Source organism: Streptomyces caniscabiei (assembly GCF_014930365.1).
GTDB lineage: Bacteria > Actinomycetota > Actinomycetes > Streptomycetales > Streptomycetaceae > Streptomyces > Streptomyces caniscabiei.
The window spans coordinates 433,941-457,163 of the sequence record NZ_JABXWI010000007.1 but is presented as its reverse complement, the minus strand read 5'-3'; the positions used below and the strand labels follow the sequence as shown (position 1 = coordinate 457,163).

Sequence of the window (23,223 nt, the reverse complement as noted above, 5' to 3'; positions counted from 1 at the left end):
TCCTTACTTGTCGAGGGGGTCGAGAGAGTCGAGAGAGGGACCGAGGATCCAGCCGGCGATCTCCCGGATCGCGCCTTCACCGCCGGGGACGGTGGTGACCGCGCGTGCGGCGCCGCGTACGACGTCGTGGGCGCTGCCGACCGCCACGGGCCAGCCCACGAGGGCGAAGCACGGGAGGTCGTTGACGTCGTTGCCGACGTAGAGCACGCGCTCCGGCGCGATGCCCTGCTCCTCGCACCACTGCTTCAGCGCGAGGTCTTTCCGGTCGATGCCGTGGAGGACCGGGAGCTTGAGCTTCCGGGCCCGGGCGGCGACGACCGGGTTCTGTTCCGAGGACAGGATCAGCATCCGCAGGCCGCTCCTGCGGAGGGCCGCGATGCCGAGGCCGTCGCCGCGGTGCACGGAGACGAGCTCCCGTCCGCCGGAGTCGATCAGCACCCGGTCGTCGGTCTGGGTGCCGTCGAAGTCGAGGACCACGGCGTCGATGTCGTCGTGGGCGGGGAGGGCGCCGGGCCGGTTCGCGTCGAAGAGCGGCGCGAGGGCCTGGGCGCGGGCGAGGTCGTGCGGGTCGTCGATCTCCAGGACCCGGGCGGGGTCGGTGCGGACGGGTTCCGTACGGCCGAAGAAGCGGTGCTGGTGCTTGCGCAGGCCGGCCGCGTCCATGGCGTAGGCGGCGCCGGTCTCCAGCAGGTCCTGGGGGCGGTCCTGGCGGCGGGGGCGGAAGGACTTGTCGTGGTTGACGCCGTAGCCTCCGGCGGTGAGGCCGGGGGAGGTGCGGACGTCGCCGGGCAGAGCACCCGGGGCTCCGGTGAGCCCGGCCGCCGGGCGCGAGGCGCCGGGACCTGCGGGCCCGTCGGCCCCCGCGGGTTCGCCGTGTGCGGTCGCCGAGCCGGGCGACGCCGAGCCGAGCGGTGCCGCCCCGGGGACGCCGTACGGTTCGCCGTTCACGTCGTAGGTCTCGACGTTCGCATCACCGCCGGCGAACTCGTCCGCCGTGTCCCGCCAGATGAAGCCGTGGAACGGGGCGACGGTCAGGGCCGTGTCGGCGCCGTGCTCGACGACGGCGCGGGCGACGCCGTCGATGTCCTCGCGGAGGATGAACGGGCTGGTGCACTGGACGAGGAGGACGACGTCGACCGTGGCGCCGTGCCGCGACTCGTGGGCGTCCAGGGCGTGCAGGACGGCGGCCTCGGAGGTGGCGGTGTCGCCGGCGATGGCGGCGGGGCGCAGCACCACCTCGGCGCCGGACTCCCGGGCGGCGGCGGCGATGGCGTGGTCGTCGGTGGAGACGACGACGTCCGTCACCAGCCGGGCGGCGAGGCACTCGCGGACCGCGCGGGCCACCAGCGGGACGCCGCCGACGGGGGCGAGGTTCTTCGCGGGGACGCCCTTGGAGCCGCCGCGCGCGGGGATCACGGCGAGGACGCGGCGGGCGGAAGGCGCCTGGCCCGCTTCCGGGTGGGACATGTCGGGAACTCCTTGCGGCTCTTGCGAGGCGGAGGGGCGGCTCACAGCTCCCCCATCCGGCGGATGACGGGTGCCACGCGCTGCACTCCGTGGCGGTACGCGCCGCGGGCCGCGCGGCGCACGATCTGCCGTACGGGTCCGGCCTGCCGGTCGGCGGCGGGCGCCCCGGGCAGCGGTGCGCCGTCGGGGCCGAGGTGGTGGCGGGCGAGGATGCCGGGGAGGTAGCCGGGCGCGGTGACGGGCGTGTAGTACGGCGCGAGGGGCGGCAGTTCGGGCGCCGCGACCAGCTTCGCGATGCGGGCGCGGGCCGTGTCGAAGGCGGTGCCGTACGTACCGTCGGCGACGACCCCCTGCCGGGCGACCCACTCGGGGTCCGGCGCCGGCTCGTACCCGGCGTCCAGCTGGTCCCAGGAGGCGAGGCAGCCGGAGCCCACGAAGTGGTGGTTGCCGAGGGTCTCGCGGATCCCGAGGTCGGTGAGGACGACGGTGGGGATCCGGCGGTGCAGCGACTCCAGGGCGGCCGTGGAGCTGACGGTGACCAGCAGGTCGGTGGTGTCGAGGACCTCGCCCATGTTCCCGTACGCGAGGCGGAAGTTGGCCGGCAGGCCGCCGGGCAGCTTCTCCGCCAGCTTCTGGTAGGGCAGCTCCTCGATGTGCGTGGTGTGCTCGCCGGGCTGGGAGCGCAGCTTCAGCAGCACCTGGCGGTCCGGGTGCAGCCTCGCGTGCTGGACCAGGCGGTTCAGCAGGTAGGTGCGGTCCCCGCGGTGGTCCGGGACGGACGGCTGTACGGCGAAGACGACGGTGTAAGGGTCCCGGGTGCCGGTGTGCGGGCTGCCGCCCAGGAACGGCAGGGCGACCTCGGTGACCGAGGAGGCGTCGGCGCCCACGCCCTCGTACACGGCGCGGAACCGGTCCGCGTCCTGGCGGGAGTTGGCGAGGACGAGGTCCGCGCCGTGCCGCAGCAGCAGACCGTCGGCGAGCTTCTCGTAGACGACTCCGACGTACCCGGTGACGACCACGGGCCGCTTGGTGCGTCCGGCCCAGGCCCGGCGCAGGCCGTGCAGCATCGCCTGGACGCCCCCGCCGACGAGGGAGAGCAGGACGACGTCGTACGCGGCCTCCTTCATGGCGCGCAGGAACTCGAGGCCGGTCACCTCGCGCAGGGAGTCGGGGCGGACGCCGACCTCCTGGAGCTGGCGGGCGGTGGGGGTGGCTCGGCCACGCAGGAGGAAGCCGTCCAGGCGGATGTCCGCGTCCTCCGGAGCGAGACGGTTCGCGGTGAGCGCGCCCCATTTCCACCGGGTGTCGGAATCCGCGAGTACGGCGACTCGCAGGTCGTTCTTGGCACTTGCTGGCACATCGAAGACGCTAGGAAGCGATTCCGTTGAACGGCCCAACCCGAATGCAACAAAGGGTTAACAGCACATCGCCGAACGGCGAATCGGGAAGCGAATGGCATCGGAAATCATCTGGTTCACGGTTCCGCCACGCGTCGTTCACCTGACATCAAGCAGCTGGTCAAGACGAATGCCGGAGGGCCGCCTAACGTCACGGGGGTGGTCAAGCTCTCCGTCATCGTGCCGTTCTACAACGTGCAGCAATACGCGCCCGACACCCTGAAGAGCCTCGGAGCCAACGCTCGTGAGGACTTCGAATTCATTCTCGTCGACGACTGTTCTCGCGACGAGACACCGGACATTCTCGCGCGCGCGGAGCGCGAGCTGCCGGGGGCGGTGTACGTCAGACACGAGAAGAACGGAGGACTGGCGACCGCGCGCAACACGGGCATCGACAAGGCCCGCGGCGAGTATCTGACGTTCCTCGACGGGGACGACTGGCTCGCCCCCGGCTACTACCCTCGACTGCTCGGCGCCATCGAGGACTTGGGCTGCGACTTCGTGCGCACGGACCATGTCCAGTGCACCGCGCGGGCCCGCTCGATCCACCGGGTGCCCAACGGGCGGCGAGGCGTGGTGATGAACCCGCGCGACGCGATCCTGCCCGCCGACCGCTCGACCTCCGTCGACTACGCGTTCGCCTGGGCGGGCATCTACCACCGCCGGCTGGTCGACAAGGGGGTGCTGCACTTCACCCACGGGCTGCGCACGGCCGAGGACCGGCCGTGGATCTGGAAGCTCCACCGGGAGGCCGAATCCTTCGCCACGGTGGGGCTGCTGGGCGTCTTCTACCGGCGCGGTGTGGCTTCTTCGCTGACCCAGATCGGCGACGTACGACAGCTCGATTTCATTCGCGCATTCGACCAGGTCATCGCGGAGACCGCGCAGGACCGGGACGCGGACCGACTTCTCCCCAAGGCCGTGCGCACCTACTGCGCGATCATCTCCCACCATTTGGGATCCATCGAAAGGTTCGAGCCGGCGGTGGCACGGAAACTGAAGTCGATGAGCGCGGTCGCGCTGCGCGGAATGCCGCAGGACGTGCTCGACGACGCCCTCGACTCCATGGACGTCCAGCGCGCCACCCGGCTGCGCCGGCTGCGCCGCCGTCCCGCCGCGACGGGGGCCGCCGCATGACCACGCAGATCTTCATGGCGTCCACGCTGTACGGCGCGGCCACGCTGGCCGCCGCCCTGGACACCGAGTGCTTCCGCCCCGCCTCCCGGCGCATCCTGCTGGTCTCCAACAATGCGGCGACCCCGGAGACGGCCCCCGGCCCGGACGAGATGCCCGGCTTCGAGCGGCTGCGCTCCCGCTTCGACGAGGTGATCTCCTGGAACGAGACCATCTCCCCCTTCCACCCCGGCGGTTGGTCCCCGCGCATGGACGACGTCCCGCTGTGGGAGCGGCATCTGCGGCTGCTGTGGAACCTCGGCGACGACGACGTCGAACTGGCCGTGGAGTCCATCCAGGTCCACCCGGCGCTCGGCTTCGCCCAGATCTTCACCGGCGCGCCCGTGACGGTGTACGCCGACGGGCTGATGAGCTACGGCCCCACCCGCAACAAGATCGACCCGCTGGTCGGCACCCGCATCGACCGACTGCTCCACCTGGACCTCGTCCCGGGTCTCGAGCCGCTGCTGCTCACCGAGTTCGGCGTCGAGCCGGAGATCGTGCCGACGGACGCCTTCGTCAAGGTGCTGGCCGAACTCGTCGACACCGGTGACGAGCTGCCCGCGATCGAGGAGCCGGCGCTGCTGCTCGGCCAGTACCTCTCCGCGCTCGGCATCCTCACCGCCGAGGAGGAGGAGGCACTCCACGTACGGATGCTGAAGGGTGCCGTGGCGCGCGGACACACCCAGGTCGTGTTCAAGCCGCACCCCAGTGCCCCGGCCCGCTGGTCGCGCGGTCTGGAGAAGGAGGCGGAGCGGCTCGGCGCCGACCTGACCGTGCTGGACACGCCGGTGCTCGCCGAGGTGCTCTACCAGCGGATGCGTCCGGCCCTGGTCGTCGGCTGCTTCTCGACGGCCCTGCTCACCGCCTCCGCGCTGTACGGCCTCCCGGTCGCCCGCGTCGGCACGGGCACGCTGCTGGACCGGCTCGCCCCGTACGAGAACAGCAACCGGGTGCCCGTCACGATCGTGGACGCGCTGCTGCCGGAGCTGGGGGACGCGGCGGCGGTCGCCTCGCAGCGGCCGGGCATCGAGGTGTCCGACCTCGTCGGCCTGGTCCGGGCGGTGGGGTTCGCGATGCAGCCGAAGATCTATCCGTCGCTGCGGGCGGAGACAGAGGCGTATCTGACACGGCATCTGCGCACGCACACCCTGCGGTACTTCAAGCGGCGGCGGCTGACCTCGCTCGGGTTGCCCGGTGGGATTCCGGTGCAGCTCGCGTTCATTCCGCGTAACGCGACGGTGCGCAGGGTCGCCCGGCGGGCTCGGTCGCTCAAGCGCGCGACTCTGGGGTGAGCCCGGGTGCCTTCTTTGACCAATATCGATGAACGGGCCGTCTCTCGGCAGCAGGTCGGTGGGGGCTGGTCACGCAGTTCCCCGCGCCCCTTTCGGGGCGCTGCAGCGGGCGACCGTCGATCGGCGCCCCGGCTCTACGCGCTCGACGGGCTGCGGCTGATAGCCGCTCTCGCTGTCGCCGCCTATCACTACGGCGGGCGGGACGGGGAGATCGCGAAGGCCTGGGGGGCGTCGCCCTCCGTGCAGTTCCCCACCGCCCACAGCTGGCTCGCCTACGGCTGGGCCGGTGTGCAGGCCTTCTTCGTGATCAGCGGGTTCGTGATCTGCGCCAGCGCCTGGGGCCGTTCGGTGCAGGCGTTCTTCGCCTCCCGGGCGTCCCGGCTGCTGCCGGCGTACTGGGCGGCGGTGATCCTGGTGGCGGCGGTGTTCGCGCTGCCGGGGATCGCCTTCGCGCGGGTGTCGGTCAGTGAGTTCCTGGTGAACCTCACGATGCTCCAGATGCCGCTCGGCGCGGACCGTGTCCTCGGCGTGTGCTGGACGCTGTGGGCGGAGGTCCGCTTCTACGTCCTGTTCGCGCTGTGCGTGGTGCTGCCCGGGGTGACCCGCAGACGGGTGATCTGGTTCTGCGGCGGCTGGACCCTGGCCTCGGTCATCGCGCAGGGCTCGGGGGAACCGCTGCTGGACATGGTCCTGATGCCGGAGTACGCGTCCCTGTTCATCGGGGGCATGGGCCTGTATCTGGTGCACCGGGACCGCCGGGACACCGCCGCCTGGCTGATCGTCGTCTTCAGTCTGCTGCTGAGCCAGTACCAGACGGTCGAGGCGATGTGGCACGCCCCGAACCCCGACTTCTTCTCCTACCGCTCCCAGCTCGGCATCGTCCTCGCCGTCACCGTCGGCTTCGTGGCCGTGGGCGCCGTGGCCCTGGGCCTGCTCAGCCGCGTCAACTGGCCCTGGCTGACCACCGCGGGGGCCCTGACGTACCCCTTCTACCTCGTGCACGAGCACCTGGGGTGGCCGGTGGTCCAGGTACTGCATCAGAGGCTGGGCGTGCCGTCGGCCCTGACCGTCGCGCTCACCGTGGCGCTGATGCTGGGGCTCGCCTGGCTGCTGCACCGGTGGGTCGAACGTCCGTTGCAGCCTCTGCTGCGGGCGTCACTCGGTGGACGCCGCCGCTGAACGGTCCCGGAACCTGGAATTGGCCCACTGTTCATGCGACCCGAGGATTCGAAAACCCCTCCGCGGAGAGGCTCCGCAGCATCCTTGACCGGGCCAAAGGCATCTCATAGGTTCCTGGCCCGTTCGCCTGTTCGCCTCGTCGACGCAAGAAGGTCTTCCGTCCTCATGACCTCTGACATGACCTCAGAACACGGCACGATCCGACTCCCCCGGGAACTCGACGACGTCCCCGGCTGGTTCCCGGTGCTCGACCAACTCCTCTTCGACTGGTTCCTGGACCGCCAGGAGGCCGCGGGCGAGAGGGGCGATCTCCTGGAGGTCGGCGTCTACATGGGCAAGAGCGCCATCTTCCTCGGCCGGCATCTCCAGGAGGGCGAGGCCTACACGGTCTGCGACCTCTTCGAGAGCGACGCGCCGGACGACGCCAACGCGGCGGAGGCCACCAAGTCGTACCGCAGCACGCTCACCCGTCGGGCCTTCGAGGCGAACTACCTCTCCTTCCACGACGAGCTGCCCCGGGTCCTCCAGGGCCCCAGCTCGATCGTCCCGGGCGAGGTGAAGCCGCGCTCGTGCCGGTTCGTGCACATCGACGCCTCGCATCTGTACGAGCACGTCGAAGCCGACATCACCGCCGCCCGGGACATACTCCTCCCCGGCGGGCTGGTGGTCCTCGACGACTTCCGCTCGGAGCACACGCCCGGCGTCTCCATCGCCGCGTGGGAGGCCGTCCTCAACCGGGGCCTCAACCCCGTCTGTCTCAGCACGCAGAAGCTGTACGGCACCTGGGACGACCCCGAGCCGCTCCAGGAGGCGCTGCTCGGCATGGCGGCGGACCGGGACGACTGCCACCTCAGCGACCAGCGGGCCGCGGGGCACCGCATCCTGCGCCTCAAGTCCAAGGGCATGAAGGCCCCGGCCTTCCCGAAGTCCCGCCACTGGACCGAGCCGCCGACCCCCGCCCCGCCGGCCCCCGCCGCGACGACGCCCCCGACCCCGGCCCGGCGGCGCCCGCCCCGCGGCACGGCCCGCAGGCTGGCCGTGGACCTGCTGCCCCCGGTGGTGACGCGAGCGGTCAGGAGGGCAGTCCGCCTACGCGCCGCTCGCCAGTGACAGCTTGACCGCGAACCCGAGGAACAGGGCCCCCGCCGCCGAGGTGGCCCCCGCCGACAGCCGCCTGCGGCGGCGGAACGTGGCGGCCAGCCTGGTGCCGCTGAATATCAGCGCGCTCAGGTAGAGGAAGCTGGCGAGCTGGGCGAAGGCACCGAGGACCACGAAGGAGAGCGCCGGGTAGGCGTACCCCGGGTCCACGAACTGCACGAAGAAGGCGACGAAGAACAGGATCGCCTTCGGGTTCAGCAGACTGATCACCACGGCTCGCCGGAACGGCCGCTCGCCCTCGGCGATCTCCTCGCCCGGCCCCTCCACGACCCGCTCCCGGCGGCTGCGCCACATCCCCCACGCGGCCCGCAGCATCCCGAGCGCCAGCCACGACAGATAGCCGGCGCCCGCGTACTTCACGATCCCGAACAGCACGGCGTTGGCCTGCAACAGCGAGGCCACCCCCGCCGCCGACAACGTCATCAGCACGGTGTCCCCGACCCACACGCCGGCGGCGGCCCGGTACCCGGTCCGTATGCCGCGCCGGGCGGCCACGGACAGCACGTAGAGGGAGTTGGGCCCGGGCAGGAGCACGATCAGGACGAGGCCCGCCAGATAGGTGGGGAGGTCGATGACACCGAACATGCAAAGGAGTGTCGCACGGGGGTCCGACATCCCGACATGCCCGTAGGAAGGCAGACGAAAAGGCGGCAGAAAGACGAGGGAGGGCGACCCGCGGCCGATCACAGTCGACCGCGGTTCGAGCGCGAGCGATCAGAAGGCGTCGCTGGGGACGTAGGTGCCCCAGACCTCGCGGAGGGCGTTGCAGACCTCGCCGACGGTGGCCCGTGCCTTCAGCGCCTCGCGCATCGGGTACAGAACGTTGTCCGTGCCCTCGGCGGCCTTCTTCAGGGCGGCGAGGGCGGTGTCCACCGCCGCCCGGTCGCGTTCCGCTCGCAGCCGGGCCAGTCGCTGTGCCTGCTGGGCCTCGATGGCCGGGTCGACGCGGAGCGGCTCGTAGGGCTCCTCCTCGTCGAGCTGGAACCGGTTGACGCCGACCACGACCCGTTCACCGGAGTCGGTCTCCTGGGCGATGCGATACGCGCTGCGCTCGATCTCGCCCTTCTGGAACCCGAGTTCGATGGCCGCCACCGCGCCGCCCAGGTCTTCCACCTTCCGCATCAGCCCGACCGCGGCCGCCTCCACGTCGTCCGTCATCTTCTCCACGACGTAGGAACCGGCGAACGGGTCGACCGTCGCCGTCACATCCGTCTCGTACGCCAGCACCTGCTGCGTCCGCAGGGCGAGGCGGGCGCTCTTGTCGGTCGGCAGGGCGATCGCCTCGTCGAAGGAGTTGGTGTGCAGCGACTGGGTCCCGCCCAGCACCGCCGCCAGCCCCTGCACCGCCACCCGCACCAGGTTCACCTCGGGCTGCTGCGCCGTCAGCTGCACCCCGGCCGTCTGCGTGTGGAAACGCAGCATCAGCGACTTGGGGTTCTCCGCCCCGAACTCCTCGCGCATCACCCGCGCCCAGATCCGGCGCGCCGCACGGAACTTGGCCACCTCCTCCAGCACCGTCGTCCGGGCGACGAAGAAGAACGACAGCCGGGGCGCGAAGTCGTCCACGTCCATCCCGGCCGCGACCGCCGTGCGCACGTACTCGATCCCGTCGGCCAGCGTGAACGCGATCTCCTGCGCCGGCGAGGCCCCCGCCTCCGCCATGTGGTACCCGGAGATCGAGATCGTGTTCCACTTCGGGATCTCGGCCCCGCAGTACCGGAAGATGTCCGCGATCAGCCGCAGCGAGGGCTTGGGCGGGAAGATGTACGTCCCGCGCGCGATGTACTCCTTCAGCACATCGTTCTGGATCGTGCCGGTCAGCTTCTCCGCGCCGACTCCCTGCTCCTCGGCCACCAGCTGGTACAGCAGCAGGAGCACGGCCGCCGGGGCGTTGATCGTCATCGACGTGGAGACCTTGTCCAGCGGAATGCCGTCGAACAGCACCCGCATGTCGTCGACCGAGTCGATCGCCACGCCCACCTTGCCGACCTCACCGTGCGCGATCGGGGCGTCGGAGTCATGGCCCATCTGGGTGGGAAGGTCGAACGCCACCGACAACCCCGTCGTGCCGTTCGCGATCAGCTGCCGGTAGCGGGCGTTGGACTCCACCGCCGTACCGAAACCCGCGTACTGCCGCATCGTCCACGGGCGCCCCGTGTACATCGACCGGTACACACCGCGCGTGAACGGATACTCCCCCGGCTCCCCCAGCCGCTCCGCCGGATCCCAGCCCTCCAGCACCTCCGGCCCGTACACCGGCTCGATGGGCAGCCCGGACTCCGACTCGCGCGCCATGGTGTGCCTCCGTCCTGCTCGGCTCTCGACTCACCACCATGCCCGTTTGTTCGCGAAGGGTCACGTCCGGGCAACCTGTTCGGGAGAGCGACCGGACGCGGCGATCATGAGACGACGGGGACCCCGATGCGTATCAAGGACATGCGGAGATCGGTGGCCGCGATCGCGGCACTCGCCATGGCCGGCGCCTGCACGGCCCAGGGGATCGAGGTGCACGGCGGCCAGCGCCAGCCCGTGCGCATCGACGGGAGCAGCACGCCGGACGGCACCCCGAAGCAGGACGACGGCGTCGACGGCGGCGACCGGGCCGCGGGCGGGAACGACGGCGACGGGAAGGGTGCGCCCGAGCGGGCCCCGACGACCGCGCCGCCCTCCCCCACACCCCCACCCGCCCCCAGGCCCTCGCCCCCGCCCCGGGTGCTCTGGTCCCAGGGCGACGAGGGCCTCGACGTACGCGAGTTGCAGGCGCGGCTGCGGCAGATCGCATGGCTCTTCACGGGGCCGACGGGGACGTACGACGACCAGACGGTCCAGGCGGTCAAGGGTTTCCAGGGCAAGCGGGGGCTGCCCCGGACCGGCAGGACGGACAGCGTGACCTGGGCGCGGCTGCTGAACATGACGCGGGAGCCCGGCAAGTGGGACCTGTACGCGTACGGCGGGCAGCCGGCCGCGTCACCCGATCCGCGCTGCCTGACGGGCCGGGTGCTGTGCATCAGCAAGACGAGCCGCACCCTGCGCTGGATGGTGGACGGCCGGACGCTGACGACGGTCGAGGTGCGGTTCGGCTCGGAGTACACGCCGACCCGGGAGGGGCTCTTCAGCGTCTACTTCAAGTCCCGCGACCACTGGTCGACCCTGTACGACACCCCGATGCCGTACGCGATGTTCTTCAGCGGCGGCCAGGCGGTCCACTACTCCGCCGACTTCGCGGCCCGTGGGTACTACGGGGCCTCGCACGGCTGCGTCAATGTCCGGGACAAGGCGGCGATCGCACGGCTGTTCGAGCAGGTCAGGAACGGCGACAAGGTCGTCGTGTACTGGTGAGGCACGAGGGGCGCCCCACAGGATTTCGTGACGTGCGTCACATGAGGCATAGCGGGAGGGTGTCCGCCGCGTCAGCCTGAGTACGGGGTCACGGGGGACCACGGGGGAATGGGGCGCGGGCGGGACCGGGGGAACGTGTCCCGCCCGCGCCGAGGTGCACGAGCCGTAGGTACGGGGGGAACCCCGGCTCTGTGCGACGGCCGATGACCAGTCGGCTCACTCATTACTGCGCCGGGGCGGCCAAAAGTGTTACCCGTTCCGCGAAAGAATTCGTAACAGCCGAGAAAGCGCAGGTCAGGAGGGGATGACGCGGGTGGCGAGGTCGATCCGCGGCGCCGCGGCGAGCTGACTCCGGTGGCCGTAGCCCCCGTTGCCCTTGCCGGCCTTGTTCCCCTTGCCGCCCTGGGTGCCCTTGGTGCCGTGACCCTTGCCGTGCCCGGGGCGGTTCTTGCCCGCGCCGGCACCGCCGCCGGTGCCGTTGCCGTTGCGGCCCTTGCCGGGGTGGGAGTCGTCGTCCTCGTCGGGGTCACTGCCGGAACGCGGCTTGCCTTCGCCGCCGCCGGCCGAGCCGGCGGCGTCACCGGAGTCCGACGCACCGGCCCCGGCCCCGCTGCCCCCGCCCGCCCCGGTGCCCCCGCCCGGCCGCCTCTTCGTGCCGGGGTTGTCGGAGCCACCGGCCAGGACGCCCTCGCAGTACCGCTTCAGCTGTCCCTTGCCCTTGCCGCCCGCCGCGTCCTCCAGGTCGCGCCGACGGTCGGCCCCCAGCTCCTTGCCGTCGCGTACGTCACGGCAGGCGGAGAGGACCTTGTTCCACCACTCCTGGGCGGAGGCGTCGTTCTTCCCGCCGTCGCCGGTCCGCCCGTCCTCGTCGGTGCCGCCGGTGCCCTCGCCGGAGGGGTCGTCGCCCCGGGCGGAGCCGTCCGGGGTCTCCTCGGGTCGCATGTCGCCCCACGCCCGCCTGCGGCCGTCGCCGTCCTGCGGGTCCGGTGACGGCGACAGCAGCGGCCGGTCCGGGGACCCGCCGGTGGTGACGGTGGGGGAGGGCTCCGGCCGGTCGCCGTGGAACGCGGTCAGCGCGCCCCCGCCGACCGCCACCGTGACCCCGCCGAGCATCCCGGCGGCCACCGCCGCGACCAGCCCGAACCGTACGGGCCGGCCCCAGCGGGCCCGGCGTCCGTCCGACCCGGCGCCCGGCCGCCCGGGCCGTCCGAGGTGGACGAGTCCCGCGTCGGCGGCGGGCGCGGCCGCGGTGTGCGTACGGCCGCCACGGCCGGTCTCGGCGGCCCGCCCGCCGTCGGGCGAGAACGCGGAGGGGGCGGCGGCCGCGGGGGCCGCGCCGGGCGTACGGGCTGTGCGCGCGCTGCGGAAGGCGGCCAACGCGGCTTCCTCGCCGGGGAGTTCGGCGCTCCCCGAGGACTGCGGGGCGACCTCGGCGGTCAGCGCGCCGAGCGCCTCGGCGAGCCGGGCGGCACGGTCACGGGTGTCGGCGTCGACGGCTTCGAGCGGCTCCCCGCGCAGCAGCCGCTCCGCGGCGTCGCGGTTGAGCCACCTGTACTGCTCGTCGGCCATCACACATCCTTCTGCGTCCGCGAACGCATATGCGTCACACCGGCGGACGAAGCCGCGCGCGCACGCGGCTCTCTCGGTGGGGGCACGGCGTCCAGCGGATCGCCGGTCTCCGGGTCGGCCTCGCCGGCCGTCTCCGGATTCTCCCCGATCAGTTCGGCGAGCCGCTTCAGACCCCGGTGCGCGGCCGTCCGTACGGCTCCCGCGCGCTTGCCCAGGGCCTCGGCGGCGGTCTTCGCGTCGAGGCCGACCACGACCCGCAGGACCACCGCCTCCGCCTGGTCCTGCGGCAGCTGGGCGATGAGCGAGAGCGTGTGGCCGGTGGCCAGGGCCTCCATCGCCTCGCCGGCCGTGTCGGACTCGGCGGCCCTGCCGGTCAGCTCGGTCTCGTCGCCGCCTATCGCGGGCCTGCGTCCCCGCATCCGTATGTGGTCGAGGGCCCGGTTGCGGGCGATCCGCGCGGCCCAGCCGCGGAACCGGTCGGCGTCACCGCTGAACCGCTCCAGGTCGCGGGCTATCTGGAGCCAGGACTCGGAGGTGACGTCCTCCGCGTCCGGATCGCCGACCAGCGTCCGCACGTACCCGAGCAACCGTGGGTGCACCGAGCGGTACACAGTCCGGAACGCGGTCTCGTCCCCGTCCTGTGCCGCAAGCACCGCGGCGGTCAGCTCCGCGTCGTCCCCCAGCACCCGCGCGCGCCCCTCTTTGCGCCTCGACCGGCGCCGCTCTCGCGGACCGGGTTTCTCGCTCTCGTGGTCCTCAATGAATCGTGCGGTGCCGGGCCGTCGATGGTTGTGGTCGTCTTCCGCCATCCACGATCCGGCGCGAATGGCACGTTACGGCCTGAAACCGCTGGGCGTCCATGTCCGTAGAACATGCAACTAACTCGTGATGCGGCGAGGTGTGACAGAAAACGGGGACGCGGCGCTGTAGGTAGTACGGGTCGCCGCGCGGCCCGTGCCGCGCGACGGTCGGGGCCTCTCCTGTGGGGGGTGGCGGCCCCGACCGTTGCCATCGGCGGAGTGGCCGGGTGCCTTGCGAGTACGGGGGTCTTGCGAGCACGCCGGCCTCACTTCGTTCCGGGGGTTTTCTGCGGCGAGGACTGCGGGGCGTCCTGCGGCGCGTTCTGCGGCGCGTTCTGCGGAGCGCCGCCCTCGATCTTGGCCTCGTCCCCGGCCGCCGGCTCCGGTCGATCGCCGCCGGGGACCTGCGACCCGCCCGGCTCGTCGGGCACCTTCGAACCGGCCGACCCGCTCTGGCCGTTCTCCTCGCTCTGGCCGTTGTCCTCGCTCTGGCCGTTCTCCTCGCTCTGGCCGTTGTCCTCGCTCTGGCCGTTCGGTTCGTTCGGCCGGTTCGGTTCGGCGGGCCGGGGTGACTGGCGTCGGCTGTCGTCGGAGGGCGTGCCGTCGTCGCGTCGGCCGGCCTGTCGGCGGGAGTCGTCCGGGCTCCGGGACGCGCCGCCCCGCTCGGCCGGGGCGGAGGCGTCCGGGCTCGCGGGGCCGGGGCGCGGGACGTCCGCGGGGCCGGGCGGGGTCGGGGCGTCGCCGCCGGGGCGGGCGGGCCGCTCGCGGTTTTGGTACTCCCCGGACTCCCGTTCGGCGCCCTTGTCGCCGTGGCCGGCCGAGCCGATCGCCGCGAAGGCGGCTCCGCCGAGGGTGAGGCTGGCCAGCAGGACCGCCAGGGTGGTGCGGACGGAGAGCTGGACGCGGCGCCGGGCGTTCGGCCGCCAGTCGTCGCGCCGTCGGGTACGGGCCGTACGGCCCCCGCTCTCCCGCGCCGCCCGGAAGGCCGCCACGGCACGCGCCTCCCCCGCACGGTCGTCCGACGCGCCCCCGCGCACGGCGGCGGCGAGGAGCGAATCGACGGAGGCGCCCTCACGGAACGCGGCGGACGGGGTGTCCGTGGCCGCGGGGGGCGAGGGGACGGGGGCAGGGGAGGCGGTGTCGTGCCGTTCTCCGTTGTCAGACCGGTCGCTCATGTCCGGCTCCGTCCTGCCCGACGGCATCTCGCGCCCTTCCCTCTCGCCGTACGGCCCGGCGTCGCTGTCGGTCATCCCGACTCCCCCAGCGTCCGGGGGCCGTCATCCGTCACACCCTCGCTCCGGAGGAGCGTGGCGAGACGCTTCAGGCCCCGGTGGGTGGCGGTACGCACCGCACCCGGGCGTTTGCCGAGGACGCGGGCGGCGGCGGGGCCGTCCAGGCCGACGACCACACGCAGCAACACGGCCTCGGCCTGGTCACGGGGCAGCCGGGCGACCAGCGCCAGGGCCTGCTCGGTGGAGAGGCTCTCCAGCGCCTGGTCCTGGGTGCTGTGCGCGCCCGGCAGTTCCAGCAGGTCGTTCTCCAGCGCGGTCGCCCGGGGTCTGACCCGCTGGCGCCGCAGATGGTCCAGGGCCCGGTGCCGGGCGATGGTCGCGCTCCAGCCCCGGAAGCCCGCCCCGTCGCCCTTGAACCGTCCGAGGTCGCGCGCGATCTCCAGCCAGGCGTCCGAGGCGACGTCCTCCGCGTCGTCCCCGACGATGCCGCGCAGATACCCCAGCAGCCCGGGCTGCACGAGCCGGTAGGCCACCGCGAACGCGGCCTCGTCCCCGGCCTGGGCCCGCGCGACGGCTGCGCCCAGTTCCGCGTCGTACGCCTGCACGCGCCGAGGTTCCCCTCCCTGGCCCCGAACTGTCCGTGACAGGCCACATCAGTGCCGGGATCGCCGTCCCGGGGGCCGTCCCGGCCGCCGCCAAGCCCCCACGCTCCTCTGCGTCACGGCTCGCGGAAGTGTCACTGCGGCCGGGCGCACCCCCGGAGACCGTCCGCGGGACGGCCGCACATCACCCGGAAGCGGAAACACCGGCCTCCTCCGTGACATAGGGCACACCCGCACCCCCCGATGTCGATCCGCGCGAACCTCTGTGCGCTGAATAGAAGGGTCACCCGTGTGCCGGGTGGTGTCTTCGTACCGTTCTTACAGGGGTGGGGCATTTGAGTCGCCGTAGGAGCCATGCGTCGGAGCCGGTGGGGCCGAAGCGGAGGGTCTGGCGGGCGCTGGGGGCCGTCGTGGCCGGCGGCGCGGGCCTGGTGTCGTACACGGTGGTCGGGCCGGGTGCCGGTACGGCCGCCGCCGACGGACCCACCGCCCGCCCCTCGACCGTCACCCGTCCCCCGATCGTCAGCCGGGCGGCGTGGGGCGCGGACGAGTCGGCCGTGACGGGGACGGCCGAGTACATCGACCGGATCGGCGCGGTGTTCGTCCACGACACGGGCGGCACCGACGACTACAGCTGCGCCGAGTCGCCCGCCCTGATCCGCGCGCTCATGGCGGACGACATCCAGGCGGCCGGCCGGGGCGACCTCGGCTACAACTTCGTCGTCGACAAGTGCGGCCGGATCTACGAGGGCCGGGCGGGCGGCGCGGACCTGCCGGTGCGTGGCGCGCACACCCCCGGGTTCGACGGGGAGTCGACGGGCGTCGCGGTCCTCGGCGACTTCGACGGCGGCGGGCCGAGCCGGGCGGCCGTGGAGTCCGTGGCACGGCTGGCGGCCTGGAAGCTGGGCCAGTACGCGGGCGACCCCACCGGCAAGGTGACGCTGACGGCGTCCGAGGACACCGGTGTGTACGCGCACGGCGAGTCGGCGGAGCTTGACGTGATATCCGGCGGCAGCGACGCGGCGTCCCTCACCTCCCCGGGAGCCGGTCTCTACGCCGAACTCCCCGAGATACGCCGCTACGCCGCCTCCGCGGGCCGTTCCTCCGCGATCCCGACCGCCGACTACACGGGGGACGGCGTGAGCGACCTGGTGACGCCGACGCCCGGGGTCGGCAGCGGCTGGGTCACCCTGGTGCCGGGCGGTGCGAACGGCCCCGTGGCGACCGCGAGGCTCCGGCTGAACCAGGCGAGCGCGGGTGTGCCGGGCGCCGCCGAGTCCGGCGACCAGTGGGGTGCGGCGACCGCGTGGGGCGACGTCGACGGCGACGGGTACGCGGATCTCGTGGTCGGCGCGCCCGGCGAGGACGACACCACCGGGCACGCGGACCGGGGCGCGGTGACGATCCTCTACGGGCCGTCGTTCACCGCCGACGCCGACACGATGGCCCTCGGCGACGACTACGAGCCGGCCGGCGCGCGGTTCGGCGCGACGGTGGCGGCCGGGGACTTCAACGCGGACGGCAGGGCGGACGTGTTCACCGCCGCGACCGGTACGGGCGGCAACTGGGCGGCCCGCTTCGGCGACGGCCACGAGGTCGCCGGGGACCTCACCACGGCGACCGGGTCCCTGGCGTACGCGGACGCCGCGACCGGCGACTTCAACCGGGACGGCTACGCCGACGTGGCCCTCAACTACCGTGACGCGTCCGGCATCGGCCGGGTCGTCTGGTTCAAGGGCTCCCGGTCGCTGGGGCTGACGAAGGCCGGGACGCTGGCCGTGAAGGGCGGGCGGGCCGTCGGGGCGGGCGACATCGACGGCGACGGGTACGACGACCTGGTCGTCGGGCAGCCGTACGCCGCCGAGTCCGGCGGCAACGCGGGCGGTCAGGTGACCGTGGTCCCCGGCACGTCCACCGGCCTCGGGGCGACGGGGACGCGGACGGTGCACCAGGCCACGGCCGGGGTGGAGGGTGCCTCCGAGACCTCGGACGGCTTCGGCGCCTCGGTGTCCGTCGGCGATGTCGACGCCGACGGGTACGCCGACGTGCTCACCGGCGCGCCGGGCGAGGACATCACGCGGGACGCGAAGAACCGGGCCGACGCGGGGTCGGTGTGGCTGTTGAAGGGGGCCGCGGCCGGGGTGAGCGGGGCGGGGTCGCTGGCGCTCTCGCAGGACGCGCCGGACGTGGCGGGTTCCACCGAGGCGGGGGACCGGTTCGGGTCGGCGGTGTCGGGGGCGGATGTCACCGGGGACGGGTACGGCGATGTGCTGGTCGGTGTGGAGGGCGAGGACACCGGCAACGGGACGGTCCTGTTCGTGCCGTCGGTGGGGGGTGTGCCGGTGGCTTCGCGGTCCGTGTACTACGGGGTGACGCAACTGGGGGCGCCTGCGGGAAGCCGCCTGGGGCAACTGCTGACGCCGTGATCCCACGTACGGGTCCGGTGAGGACCCTTCGATGAAAAGCAGGGGGCGCAGCCCCCTGCTTTTCAGGGGCGCGGGGAACTGCGCGATCAGCCCCCACGCACCCGCAGACGAACAACCGGCCTCACCCGGAGGGCATCGCGTCGTGGCACAGCAGCCGCAGCGACCCGTCGCCCGTGAAGCAGCGGCGGGCCTCGTCGAAGGGGTCCCAGTAGCGGCCGTCCCGGGTACGCACCCAGTAGCCGCCCTCCGCCTCGACCCATTCGCCGCCGGCCCAGCGCACGACGACCTCTCCGCCGTACGCCCCGAAACCCCTCAACGCCCCCTCCACGGCGGCGTACGGCGCTCCCTCCCGGCGGATCTCCTCGATCATCCGGTCCACCCGCCACAGGCTCTGCGTCGAGTAGTCGAGGCGCACCCGCGCCCCTTCCCGCATCATCGCCACCGCGTCGGCCGCCCATCGCAGGGGCTTCGCCGCGCTACCGGGCCGGTTCCCACGGCTCCCCGGTGCCCCGGCGGTACCGACCGAACTGAATGTCTGCTGTGCGCTCACACTCGGGAAAGCGCCCGCCCGGCACGAGACGTTTCGCGATTTCGGCCTGTCCTCGACACCGGCGCAGGACCGCCACACCCGGCCCCAGGACACCCACAGGACCCGCCAGGAAACGAGGTTTACCGCCGCGCCCCCCGTGCGCGCCGCGACACGACCGCCCGCAGCACCCGCCGCCCCTCCGTGGCCACCCCGAGCGCCTGCCGCAGGCCCGCCGCGCCGTGCTGGGCGAGAAGTTCCAACACCACGATCTGACGGCGCAGTTCGGCGGCGACGAGATGGGAGGCACCCTCGGTGCGGCCCTCGCGGCACGCCGCCACGGAGTCGGCGCTCCCGGCGTCCAGCGGGTCGAGCAGCTGATGGATCCGCAGGGCGGAGACGGAGCACACCTCCGCCCACTGCCGCAGTCCCTCGCCGGACCGCTCCTCGGGAGCCGCGTCGAGCATCCCGCGGGCGAGCACGACGATCTCCTCACCGTCGCTCACGTCGGAGCCGGCTTCGGGCGAGGCCGGTGGTGACAGTTCGCCGCGTATCTTCGCGAGGCGCTCGCCCCACCCCTCCCCCTCGTCCACGAGTCCCGCCCATAGCGGACGCAGGACCTCGTCGTCGCCCCCGAGGAGCGGTACGCAGCGGTCCAAACAAGCCAGACCCCCGGCCGCCAGACCACGTTCGTCGGCCTGGGCCATCAGCTCCACCAGGCTCATCGCGCCTCCCCTCCATCCCGCTCGATCGCGCCCCGGTTATACGGAGCCCGCACTTCCCCTTACTGCGTGCGACGACGCGGGAGTGTCACAGAGGGACGACCCCGAGCCGGTCGAGCAACCGGAAGAGAATGTTTTCAGCCAAGGGGTCCGCCGGTCCAGGCTCTGAGGTCAACACCTCGGCCAGCGACCGCTCGACGGCGGCCCGCCCCGCCTCCGCGGCCCAGGCGACGGCGCGTTCGGCGGCGTCGCGCGGTTCGAGGAAGTAGTCCTCGACGGTGAGCCCGTCCCCGTCCCCCAGATACGCGGCCATGGCACGGCGCGCGAGACACGTGGTCCAGGCCCCGCTCTCCGGCCCGGCGGCCTCGACGACCACGCAGTCGCTGTCCATGACATAGCCGAACAGCGCGGGCGCCCCCGTCTCCCGGGCGAGCGTGTTCATGTTGCCGACATCGGCGGTACCGCCGGAGCCCCCGGCCGCCTCGGCGCCCGGCGCGCCCGTCGGGTACGCCCAGATCTGCCAGCCGTCGTCCGCCGTCACGCACAACGTCATGGCCTCGGCCCCGGCCAGCGCGTCCAGCTCCTTGAGCGGCCGCTCGCTCCGGCCCACGACGTAGTACCCCCAGTACCCCATACCGGGAATAGACCACAGCGGTACGGCGGTTCGCCCCCGGAATCGGGCAATCCGCACGGTTGCCCCAGCAGGGGATCCCTCAGAGGGCGGCCACGGGCTCCGGCTCACCCGGCCCGCTCCGCGCCTTGTCGTCCTGCATCCGGGTGAGGGCGAGGACGAAGAAGACGGCGAACACCGCGGTGGGGATCTCGAAGGCGTCCGCGAACAGTACGCGCTCGGTGGCCGTCTGGATCTCCTCGGCCGTCTCCGCCCGGCGCAGGGCAAGGCCGCTCACCTGGTCGGCGACACCGCTGATGAGCCACATCGTCCACCAGGCGTTGACGAGCGCGTGCGAGCGCGGCTTCGCCGTCGGGCTGCTGGCGTCCCAGCTGTCGAGGGCGATCCGGCGCGGGAACCAGAGGTTGACCACCGGCACGATCCAGCCCGCGATCGCCCAGCCCCGCTTCTTCTGATGCCCGAACGGTTCGAACACCTCGGCGTTGACCCGCACCCGGTGGAACCAGATCAGGAAGACGACGGCGGTGGCGAGGTAGGCGAGCGCCTGAGCGCTGCCGGTCAGGCCGGTGAGCCGGTCGGCCCGGTCGACGTCCTCCTCGACGGGCCACCCGTACTCGCCGTCGACCATCCTGCCGAGGACGTCGAGCATCACGAGATCGGCCCACACCGCGACCAGGTCGGTCACGGCGACCACCCCGAGCAGGATCGCCACCGCCTGCCCCAGCCCCACCGGCGACCGCAGCCACGCGGGGCCGTGCGGGGACTGGATGGGCAGGGCCGTGTGGGCGGAGAGCCCCGGAGCCGCCGGATGCGCGGCGGCGGCCGGCGCGGGCGCCGGGTGCAGATCCGCCGCCTCGCACTTCCGGCACAGCTCACCGCCGGGTGGCGCGGCATAAGACGCGCAGCGCGCACAGTTCATCGAGAAGCCCCCGTGTGATCGGAACAGGCCGAACGCGGTCCTCCCCAGACCCTCACGCTCGGCAATCGAACACGCGGAACATACGGTTCCCCCGCGCCGTCCGTCCAGCCGATTCCCTCGCGGCCGATCCGCCCGCGGCCGACCCGCCCGCAGCGACAGAACCGCGGACCTCGGCCAGGGGGCCTCAGCTCACCTTCCCCGCCAGCTCCCGGAACTGCGCCCAGGTCAGGGTCGGCTTCCCCGGGTCCCACAGCTTCTGCGAGAGCGCCCGCAGCGGCATCCGGACGCCCGCCGCGACCTGCGCCTCGGTCTGCCGGTTCGCGAGATCGCACCAGACGGCGAAGGAGCCGCCGAGGATCTGGGCGTCGTACTGGGCGGGCACGGCGGTGGTGCCGCGCAGCACCCGCGGGGTCCAGGACTCGTAGATGCGCTGCCCGGTCGGGTAGACGAACTGGTTGGGCTCACCGAGGACGTAGTACAGGTACTCGTCGTTGTAGTTGATCACCTGTCGCCCGGCGCTCAGATACTCGACCGGCTGCCGGGCCCCGATCTCCTTGCCCGTCCAGTACGCGACCTGGATCGCCTTGTCCGCCTGGACCGAGCCGCCCCGGAAGAACCCGTCGTTCCAGGCCCGTACGGTCCGGTCGTGGCCGCGCATCACCGCGGCGCGCTCGTTCAGCCAGCCGGTGGCGAGATCGGCGACGGTCGCGCCGGCGCCGTACTTCTGACGCGCGGCGGCGGCCAGCTGCGGATACGAGGCCTCCGGGTTCGAGGCCATCAGCGCCCGGTACTCGTCGGCGCCGAGGTGCCAGTTCGCACCGTCGAACAGGTCGGCGTACTCGTCGAGCAGTTCGTCCACGACCACGGCGGACCGCGGGTCGGAGATGTCGACGGCGCCGCTCGCGGCCTCGCCCTGCGCGTTCTTCAGCTGGAGCCCGGGGTTGCCCGCGATCACGGCCCCCAGGTGCCCCGGCGAGTCGATCTCGGGCACGACCTCGATGTGGCGGCTCTCCGCGAGGTCCAGGATCTTCCTCACCTGCGCCTTGGTGAGGTGCTGCCGGGACACCACCTCGGGGTGGCTCGTGGACTCGATCCGGAACCCCTGGTCGTCGGAGAAGTGCAGGCCCAGCTGGTTGTACTTCAGGTCGCCCAGCTCACGGATCCGGTCCTCGATCCAGCCCGCCGTGAAGTGCTTGCGCGCGATGTCGAGCATGAACCCGCGCTGCGGCTTGGCCGGCTCGTCCCGGACGACGCCCTCCGGCGCCGTACCGCCGCCGCGCACCTCCTGCTTCAGGGTGCGCGTGCCGTAGAAGACGCCCGCCTCGGCGGGCGCGGCGATCCGCAACCGGCCGTCCTTCACGGTCAGCGTGTACGCCTCCGACCGCGGCGCGTCCGCCCCGGTGAGCGCCAGTTCCACGTCACCGTCCCGGGGCCTCGCCTCGCCCGCGTACGCCAGTCCCAGTTCCCCGGCGGTCAGCCGTCCCTCGTCGGCCAGGGCGGCGTTCCGTACGACGACCCGGCCCCCGTCGGCGGGCTTCCAGCCGGGGCCGCGGGCGGCCTCGTGCTGCCGGACGGCGGGGACGGTCCGCGGCTTCGTCGACAGGGGATAGGTGCGCGACGGCGACGGGGACGCGGAGGGGGTGGTCCGGGGGGCGCCCACGGACGTCCGCTCCGGCGACGGACCCGATCCACCGGACGTCGACGTCCCGTCGCCCGGCCACACGGTCACGGCCACCGCGACCGCGCCGCCCGCCAGCACGACCCCCGTGCCCAGGAGCAACCCTTTCGACGTGATCGCCGTCTTCCTGCGGGGTGCCCTGCGCCGGCCCCGGTTCACGACACGCCCCCGGTCCCCGCGCCGGTCCTGGTCCCGCTCACCGTCCACGACATCTCACACACCTCTCGCCACGCGCTGTCCCCGGTCCCACTCCCGACTCTCCGCCGAGCCCCCTCCTCGAACCTACGACGTCCGACCACCCGAACCGTCCACCACAGGTTCCGAAACTCTCCCGTCCGGGTGAAATTCGGGCATCGAACGGACAGCCCATGAACCGCCTCGATAACGTGGTGGCACCTTTCGCACAGCCTGCCCAGCCGACCCCTACGCACCGCCGAGGACCCACGCTGCCTCCGCACCGCCTTCCGCACCTCACCGGCCAGGTCGCCATTCCGGAGCAGGCCCCCACTCCCGGCCCGTCGGCCCTGGAGCGGTTCAACCACGCTCCCGCCGAGGCCGCCCGGCAGGACCTCCTCGGCTGCCTCCGCAGCCTGCGCTGGGCGCACCGCCTCACCGACCACCGCCCCTACCCCGACCTCGACGCCCTCCTCGCCGCCTCCGACGAGGCCGCGTACGACCTCACGGCGGCGGACCTGGCCGAGGCGCTGGCGGGCGAGACCCTCCCCGTCCTTCCCGAGGACACCTACGGCGTCGCCCACACCGCCCTCGACGCCGCGCACGCCGCGTACGAGGCCCGCTTCGGCCACGTCTTCGTCATCGCCCGGGGCTCCGCCCACCCCGCCGAACTCCTCGACCGCACCCTGGAGGGCATCCGCTCCCGCCTCTCGAACGACCCGGAGGAGGAGCGCGTGGTGGTCGCGGAGGAGCTGCGCCGCCTGGCGAGAGAACGCCTGACCGGCCACCTCCTCAGGAGCGCGGGGAGCCACGCGGCCTTCTAGCAGCCTTCCAGGGGCACGAGCAGCCGCGCGACCGGCCCGGATGCCGCCCGCTACTCACCCTTACGTGCACCTTTGTATGCCAGTTTGATCACACCAACCCTCCCGGCTCAAT

Annotated in this window: 20 protein-coding genes; 7 read left to right on the top strand and 13 right to left on the bottom strand. The window is 72.8% G+C overall.

Features of this window, described 5'->3' with window-relative positions; all coding sequences use genetic code 11:
- Nucleotides 1-3: 3 nt before the first annotated feature.
- Both HW837_RS22000 and HW837_RS21995 read right to left on the bottom strand, forming a co-directional pair.
- Nucleotides 4-1,467, bottom strand: coding sequence for an N-acylneuraminate cytidylyltransferase (locus tag HW837_RS22000; protein WP_193382493.1), 1,464 nt, complete (start codon nucleotides 1,465-1,467; stop codon nucleotides 4-6).
- A gap of 41 nt (nucleotides 1,468-1,508) precedes the next feature.
- Nucleotides 1,509-2,825, bottom strand: coding sequence for a DUF6716 putative glycosyltransferase (locus HW837_RS21995; protein ID WP_193380583.1), 1,317 nt, complete (start codon nucleotides 2,823-2,825; stop codon nucleotides 1,509-1,511).
- Nucleotides 2,826-3,023: 198 nt separating this feature from the next.
- Here HW837_RS21995 and HW837_RS21990 point away from each other — a divergent pair, with 198 nt between their 5' ends.
- The 4 genes from HW837_RS21990 to HW837_RS21975 all read left to right on the top strand — a co-directional run bounded on the left by HW837_RS21990 (nucleotide 3,024) and on the right by HW837_RS21975 (nucleotide 7,621).
- Nucleotides 3,024-4,001 carry a glycosyltransferase family 2 protein gene (locus HW837_RS21990; protein ID WP_045562900.1) on the top strand — a complete coding sequence of 326 codons (978 nt, stop codon included), beginning with the start codon at nucleotides 3,024-3,026 and terminating at the stop codon, nucleotides 3,999-4,001.
- Nucleotides 3,998-5,332, top strand: coding sequence for an alpha-2,8-polysialyltransferase family protein (locus HW837_RS21985; RefSeq protein WP_045562901.1), 1,335 nt, complete (start codon nucleotides 3,998-4,000; stop codon nucleotides 5,330-5,332). Before HW837_RS21990 ends, HW837_RS21985 begins: the two co-directional genes overlap by 4 nt.
- Nucleotides 5,333-5,347: 15 nt before the next feature.
- Nucleotides 5,348-6,511, top strand: coding sequence for an acyltransferase family protein (locus HW837_RS21980; protein WP_196789444.1), 1,164 nt, complete (start codon nucleotides 5,348-5,350; stop codon nucleotides 6,509-6,511).
- 177 nt (nucleotides 6,512-6,688) lie between these two features.
- Entirely contained in the window at nucleotides 6,689-7,621 is a 933-nt protein-coding gene (locus tag HW837_RS21975) for a class I SAM-dependent methyltransferase (RefSeq protein ID WP_193380593.1), read from the top strand.
- Here HW837_RS21975 and leuE read toward each other — a convergent pair.
- Nucleotides 7,601-8,254, bottom strand: a complete 654-nt coding sequence (gene leuE / locus HW837_RS21970; protein WP_045562903.1) for a leucine efflux protein LeuE — start codon at nucleotides 8,252-8,254, stop codon at nucleotides 7,601-7,603. The two genes, HW837_RS21975 and leuE, sit on opposite strands and share 21 nt — an antisense overlap.
- 129 nt (nucleotides 8,255-8,383) lie before the next feature.
- The gene (locus HW837_RS21965) at nucleotides 8,384-9,964 is read right to left on the bottom strand and encodes an acyl-CoA mutase large subunit family protein (protein ID WP_045562904.1); all 1,581 of its coding nucleotides are present in this window, start codon (nucleotides 9,962-9,964) and stop codon (nucleotides 8,384-8,386) included.
- Nucleotides 9,965-10,090: 126 nt separating this feature from the next.
- Here HW837_RS21965 and HW837_RS21960 point away from each other — a divergent pair, with 126 nt between their 5' ends.
- A complete protein-coding gene (locus tag HW837_RS21960) occupies nucleotides 10,091-11,008 on the top strand; it encodes a L,D-transpeptidase family protein (protein WP_193380582.1) in 918 nt (305 codons plus the stop codon).
- A gap of 294 nt (nucleotides 11,009-11,302) precedes the next feature.
- Here the strand turns inward: HW837_RS21960 and HW837_RS21955 are convergent, their stop codons facing one another.
- From HW837_RS21955 to HW837_RS21940, 4 genes are all read right to left on the bottom strand, one after another.
- Nucleotides 11,303-12,577, bottom strand: coding sequence for a hypothetical protein (locus HW837_RS21955; RefSeq protein WP_045562905.1), 1,275 nt, complete (start codon nucleotides 12,575-12,577; stop codon nucleotides 11,303-11,305).
- Nucleotides 12,577-13,263 (bottom strand): RNA polymerase sigma factor, encoded by a 687-nt coding sequence (locus HW837_RS21950; RefSeq protein WP_045562906.1) that lies wholly within the window; start codon nucleotides 13,261-13,263, stop codon nucleotides 12,577-12,579. The genes HW837_RS21955 and HW837_RS21950 overlap by 1 nt, the downstream gene beginning before the upstream one ends.
- A gap of 380 nt (nucleotides 13,264-13,643) precedes the next feature.
- A complete protein-coding gene (locus HW837_RS21945; protein ID WP_193380581.1) occupies nucleotides 13,644-14,627 on the bottom strand; it encodes a hypothetical protein in 984 nt (327 codons plus the stop codon).
- Nucleotides 14,624-15,214, bottom strand: a complete 591-nt coding sequence (locus tag HW837_RS21940; protein WP_045562907.1) for an RNA polymerase sigma factor — start codon at nucleotides 15,212-15,214, stop codon at nucleotides 14,624-14,626. Before HW837_RS21940 ends, HW837_RS21945 begins: the two co-directional genes overlap by 4 nt.
- A 332-nt stretch (nucleotides 15,215-15,546) precedes the next feature.
- Between HW837_RS21940 and HW837_RS21935 the strand changes: the two genes are divergently transcribed.
- Nucleotides 15,547-17,637, top strand: coding sequence for an FG-GAP-like repeat-containing protein (locus HW837_RS21935; RefSeq protein ID WP_196789445.1), 2,091 nt, complete (start codon nucleotides 15,547-15,549; stop codon nucleotides 17,635-17,637).
- Between the two features lie 121 nt (nucleotides 17,638-17,758).
- On the opposite strand, the gene HW837_RS21930 is transcribed toward HW837_RS21935, so the two are convergent.
- The 5 genes from HW837_RS21930 to HW837_RS21910 all read right to left on the bottom strand — a co-directional run bounded on the left by HW837_RS21930 (nucleotide 17,759) and on the right by HW837_RS21910 (nucleotide 22,215).
- Nucleotides 17,759-18,187, bottom strand: a complete 429-nt coding sequence (locus HW837_RS21930; RefSeq protein WP_063819955.1) for a hypothetical protein — start codon at nucleotides 18,185-18,187, stop codon at nucleotides 17,759-17,761.
- A 119-nt stretch (nucleotides 18,188-18,306) separates the two neighbouring features.
- The gene (locus tag HW837_RS21925; protein ID WP_045562908.1) at nucleotides 18,307-18,888 is read right to left on the bottom strand and encodes a hypothetical protein; all 582 of its coding nucleotides are present in this window, start codon (nucleotides 18,886-18,888) and stop codon (nucleotides 18,307-18,309) included.
- Between the two features lie 85 nt (nucleotides 18,889-18,973).
- Nucleotides 18,974-19,519, bottom strand: a complete 546-nt coding sequence (locus HW837_RS21920; protein ID WP_045562909.1) for a hypothetical protein — start codon at nucleotides 19,517-19,519, stop codon at nucleotides 18,974-18,976.
- A 79-nt stretch (nucleotides 19,520-19,598) separates the two neighbouring features.
- Nucleotides 19,599-20,435 carry a DUF4328 domain-containing protein gene (locus tag HW837_RS21915; RefSeq protein WP_193380580.1) on the bottom strand — a complete coding sequence of 279 codons (837 nt, stop codon included), beginning with the start codon at nucleotides 20,433-20,435 and terminating at the stop codon, nucleotides 19,599-19,601.
- A 184-nt stretch (nucleotides 20,436-20,619) separates the two neighbouring features.
- The gene (locus HW837_RS21910) at nucleotides 20,620-22,215 is read right to left on the bottom strand and encodes a beta-N-acetylhexosaminidase (protein ID WP_193380592.1); all 1,596 of its coding nucleotides are present in this window, start codon (nucleotides 22,213-22,215) and stop codon (nucleotides 20,620-20,622) included.
- 266 nt (nucleotides 22,216-22,481) lie between these two features.
- Between HW837_RS21910 and HW837_RS21905 the strand changes: the two genes are divergently transcribed.
- The gene (locus HW837_RS21905) at nucleotides 22,482-23,111 is read left to right on the top strand and encodes a 2-oxo-4-hydroxy-4-carboxy-5-ureidoimidazoline decarboxylase (RefSeq protein ID WP_078853944.1); all 630 of its coding nucleotides are present in this window, start codon (nucleotides 22,482-22,484) and stop codon (nucleotides 23,109-23,111) included.
- The last annotated feature ends 112 nt before the right edge of the window (nucleotides 23,112-23,223 follow it).

Excerpts from the sequence above, each read along its gene's own strand:
- HW837_RS22000 (WP_193382493.1), bottom strand. The coding sequence starts at position 1,467 with ATGTCCCACCCGGAAGCGGGCCAGGCGCCTTCCGCCCGCCGCGTCCTC.
- HW837_RS21965 (WP_045562904.1), bottom strand. The coding sequence starts at position 9,964 with ATGGCGCGCGAGTCGGAGTCCGGGCTGCCCATCGAGCCGGTGTACGGG.
- HW837_RS21960 (WP_193380582.1), top strand. The coding sequence starts at position 10,091 with ATGCGTATCAAGGACATGCGGAGATCGGTGGCCGCGATCGCGGCACTC.
- HW837_RS21925 (WP_045562908.1), bottom strand. The coding sequence starts at position 18,888 with ATGAGCCTGGTGGAGCTGATGGCCCAGGCCGACGAACGTGGTCTGGCG.
- HW837_RS21975 (WP_193380593.1), top strand. The coding sequence starts at position 6,689 with ATGACCTCAGAACACGGCACGATCCGACTCCCCCGGGAACTCGACGAC.
- HW837_RS21945 (WP_193380581.1), bottom strand. The coding sequence starts at position 14,627 with ATGACCGACAGCGACGCCGGGCCGTACGGCGAGAGGGAAGGGCGCGAG.
- HW837_RS21985 (WP_045562901.1), top strand. The coding sequence starts at position 3,998 with ATGACCACGCAGATCTTCATGGCGTCCACGCTGTACGGCGCGGCCACG.
- leuE (WP_045562903.1), bottom strand. The coding sequence starts at position 8,254 with ATGTTCGGTGTCATCGACCTCCCCACCTATCTGGCGGGCCTCGTCCTG.
- HW837_RS21955 (WP_045562905.1), bottom strand. The coding sequence starts at position 12,577 with ATGGCCGACGAGCAGTACAGGTGGCTCAACCGCGACGCCGCGGAGCGG.
- HW837_RS21905 (WP_078853944.1), top strand. The coding sequence starts at position 22,482 with ATGAACCGCCTCGATAACGTGGTGGCACCTTTCGCACAGCCTGCCCAG.
- HW837_RS21920 (WP_045562909.1), bottom strand. The coding sequence starts at position 19,519 with ATGGGGTACTGGGGGTACTACGTCGTGGGCCGGAGCGAGCGGCCGCTC.
- HW837_RS21915 (WP_193380580.1), bottom strand. The coding sequence starts at position 20,435 with ATGAACTGTGCGCGCTGCGCGTCTTATGCCGCGCCACCCGGCGGTGAG.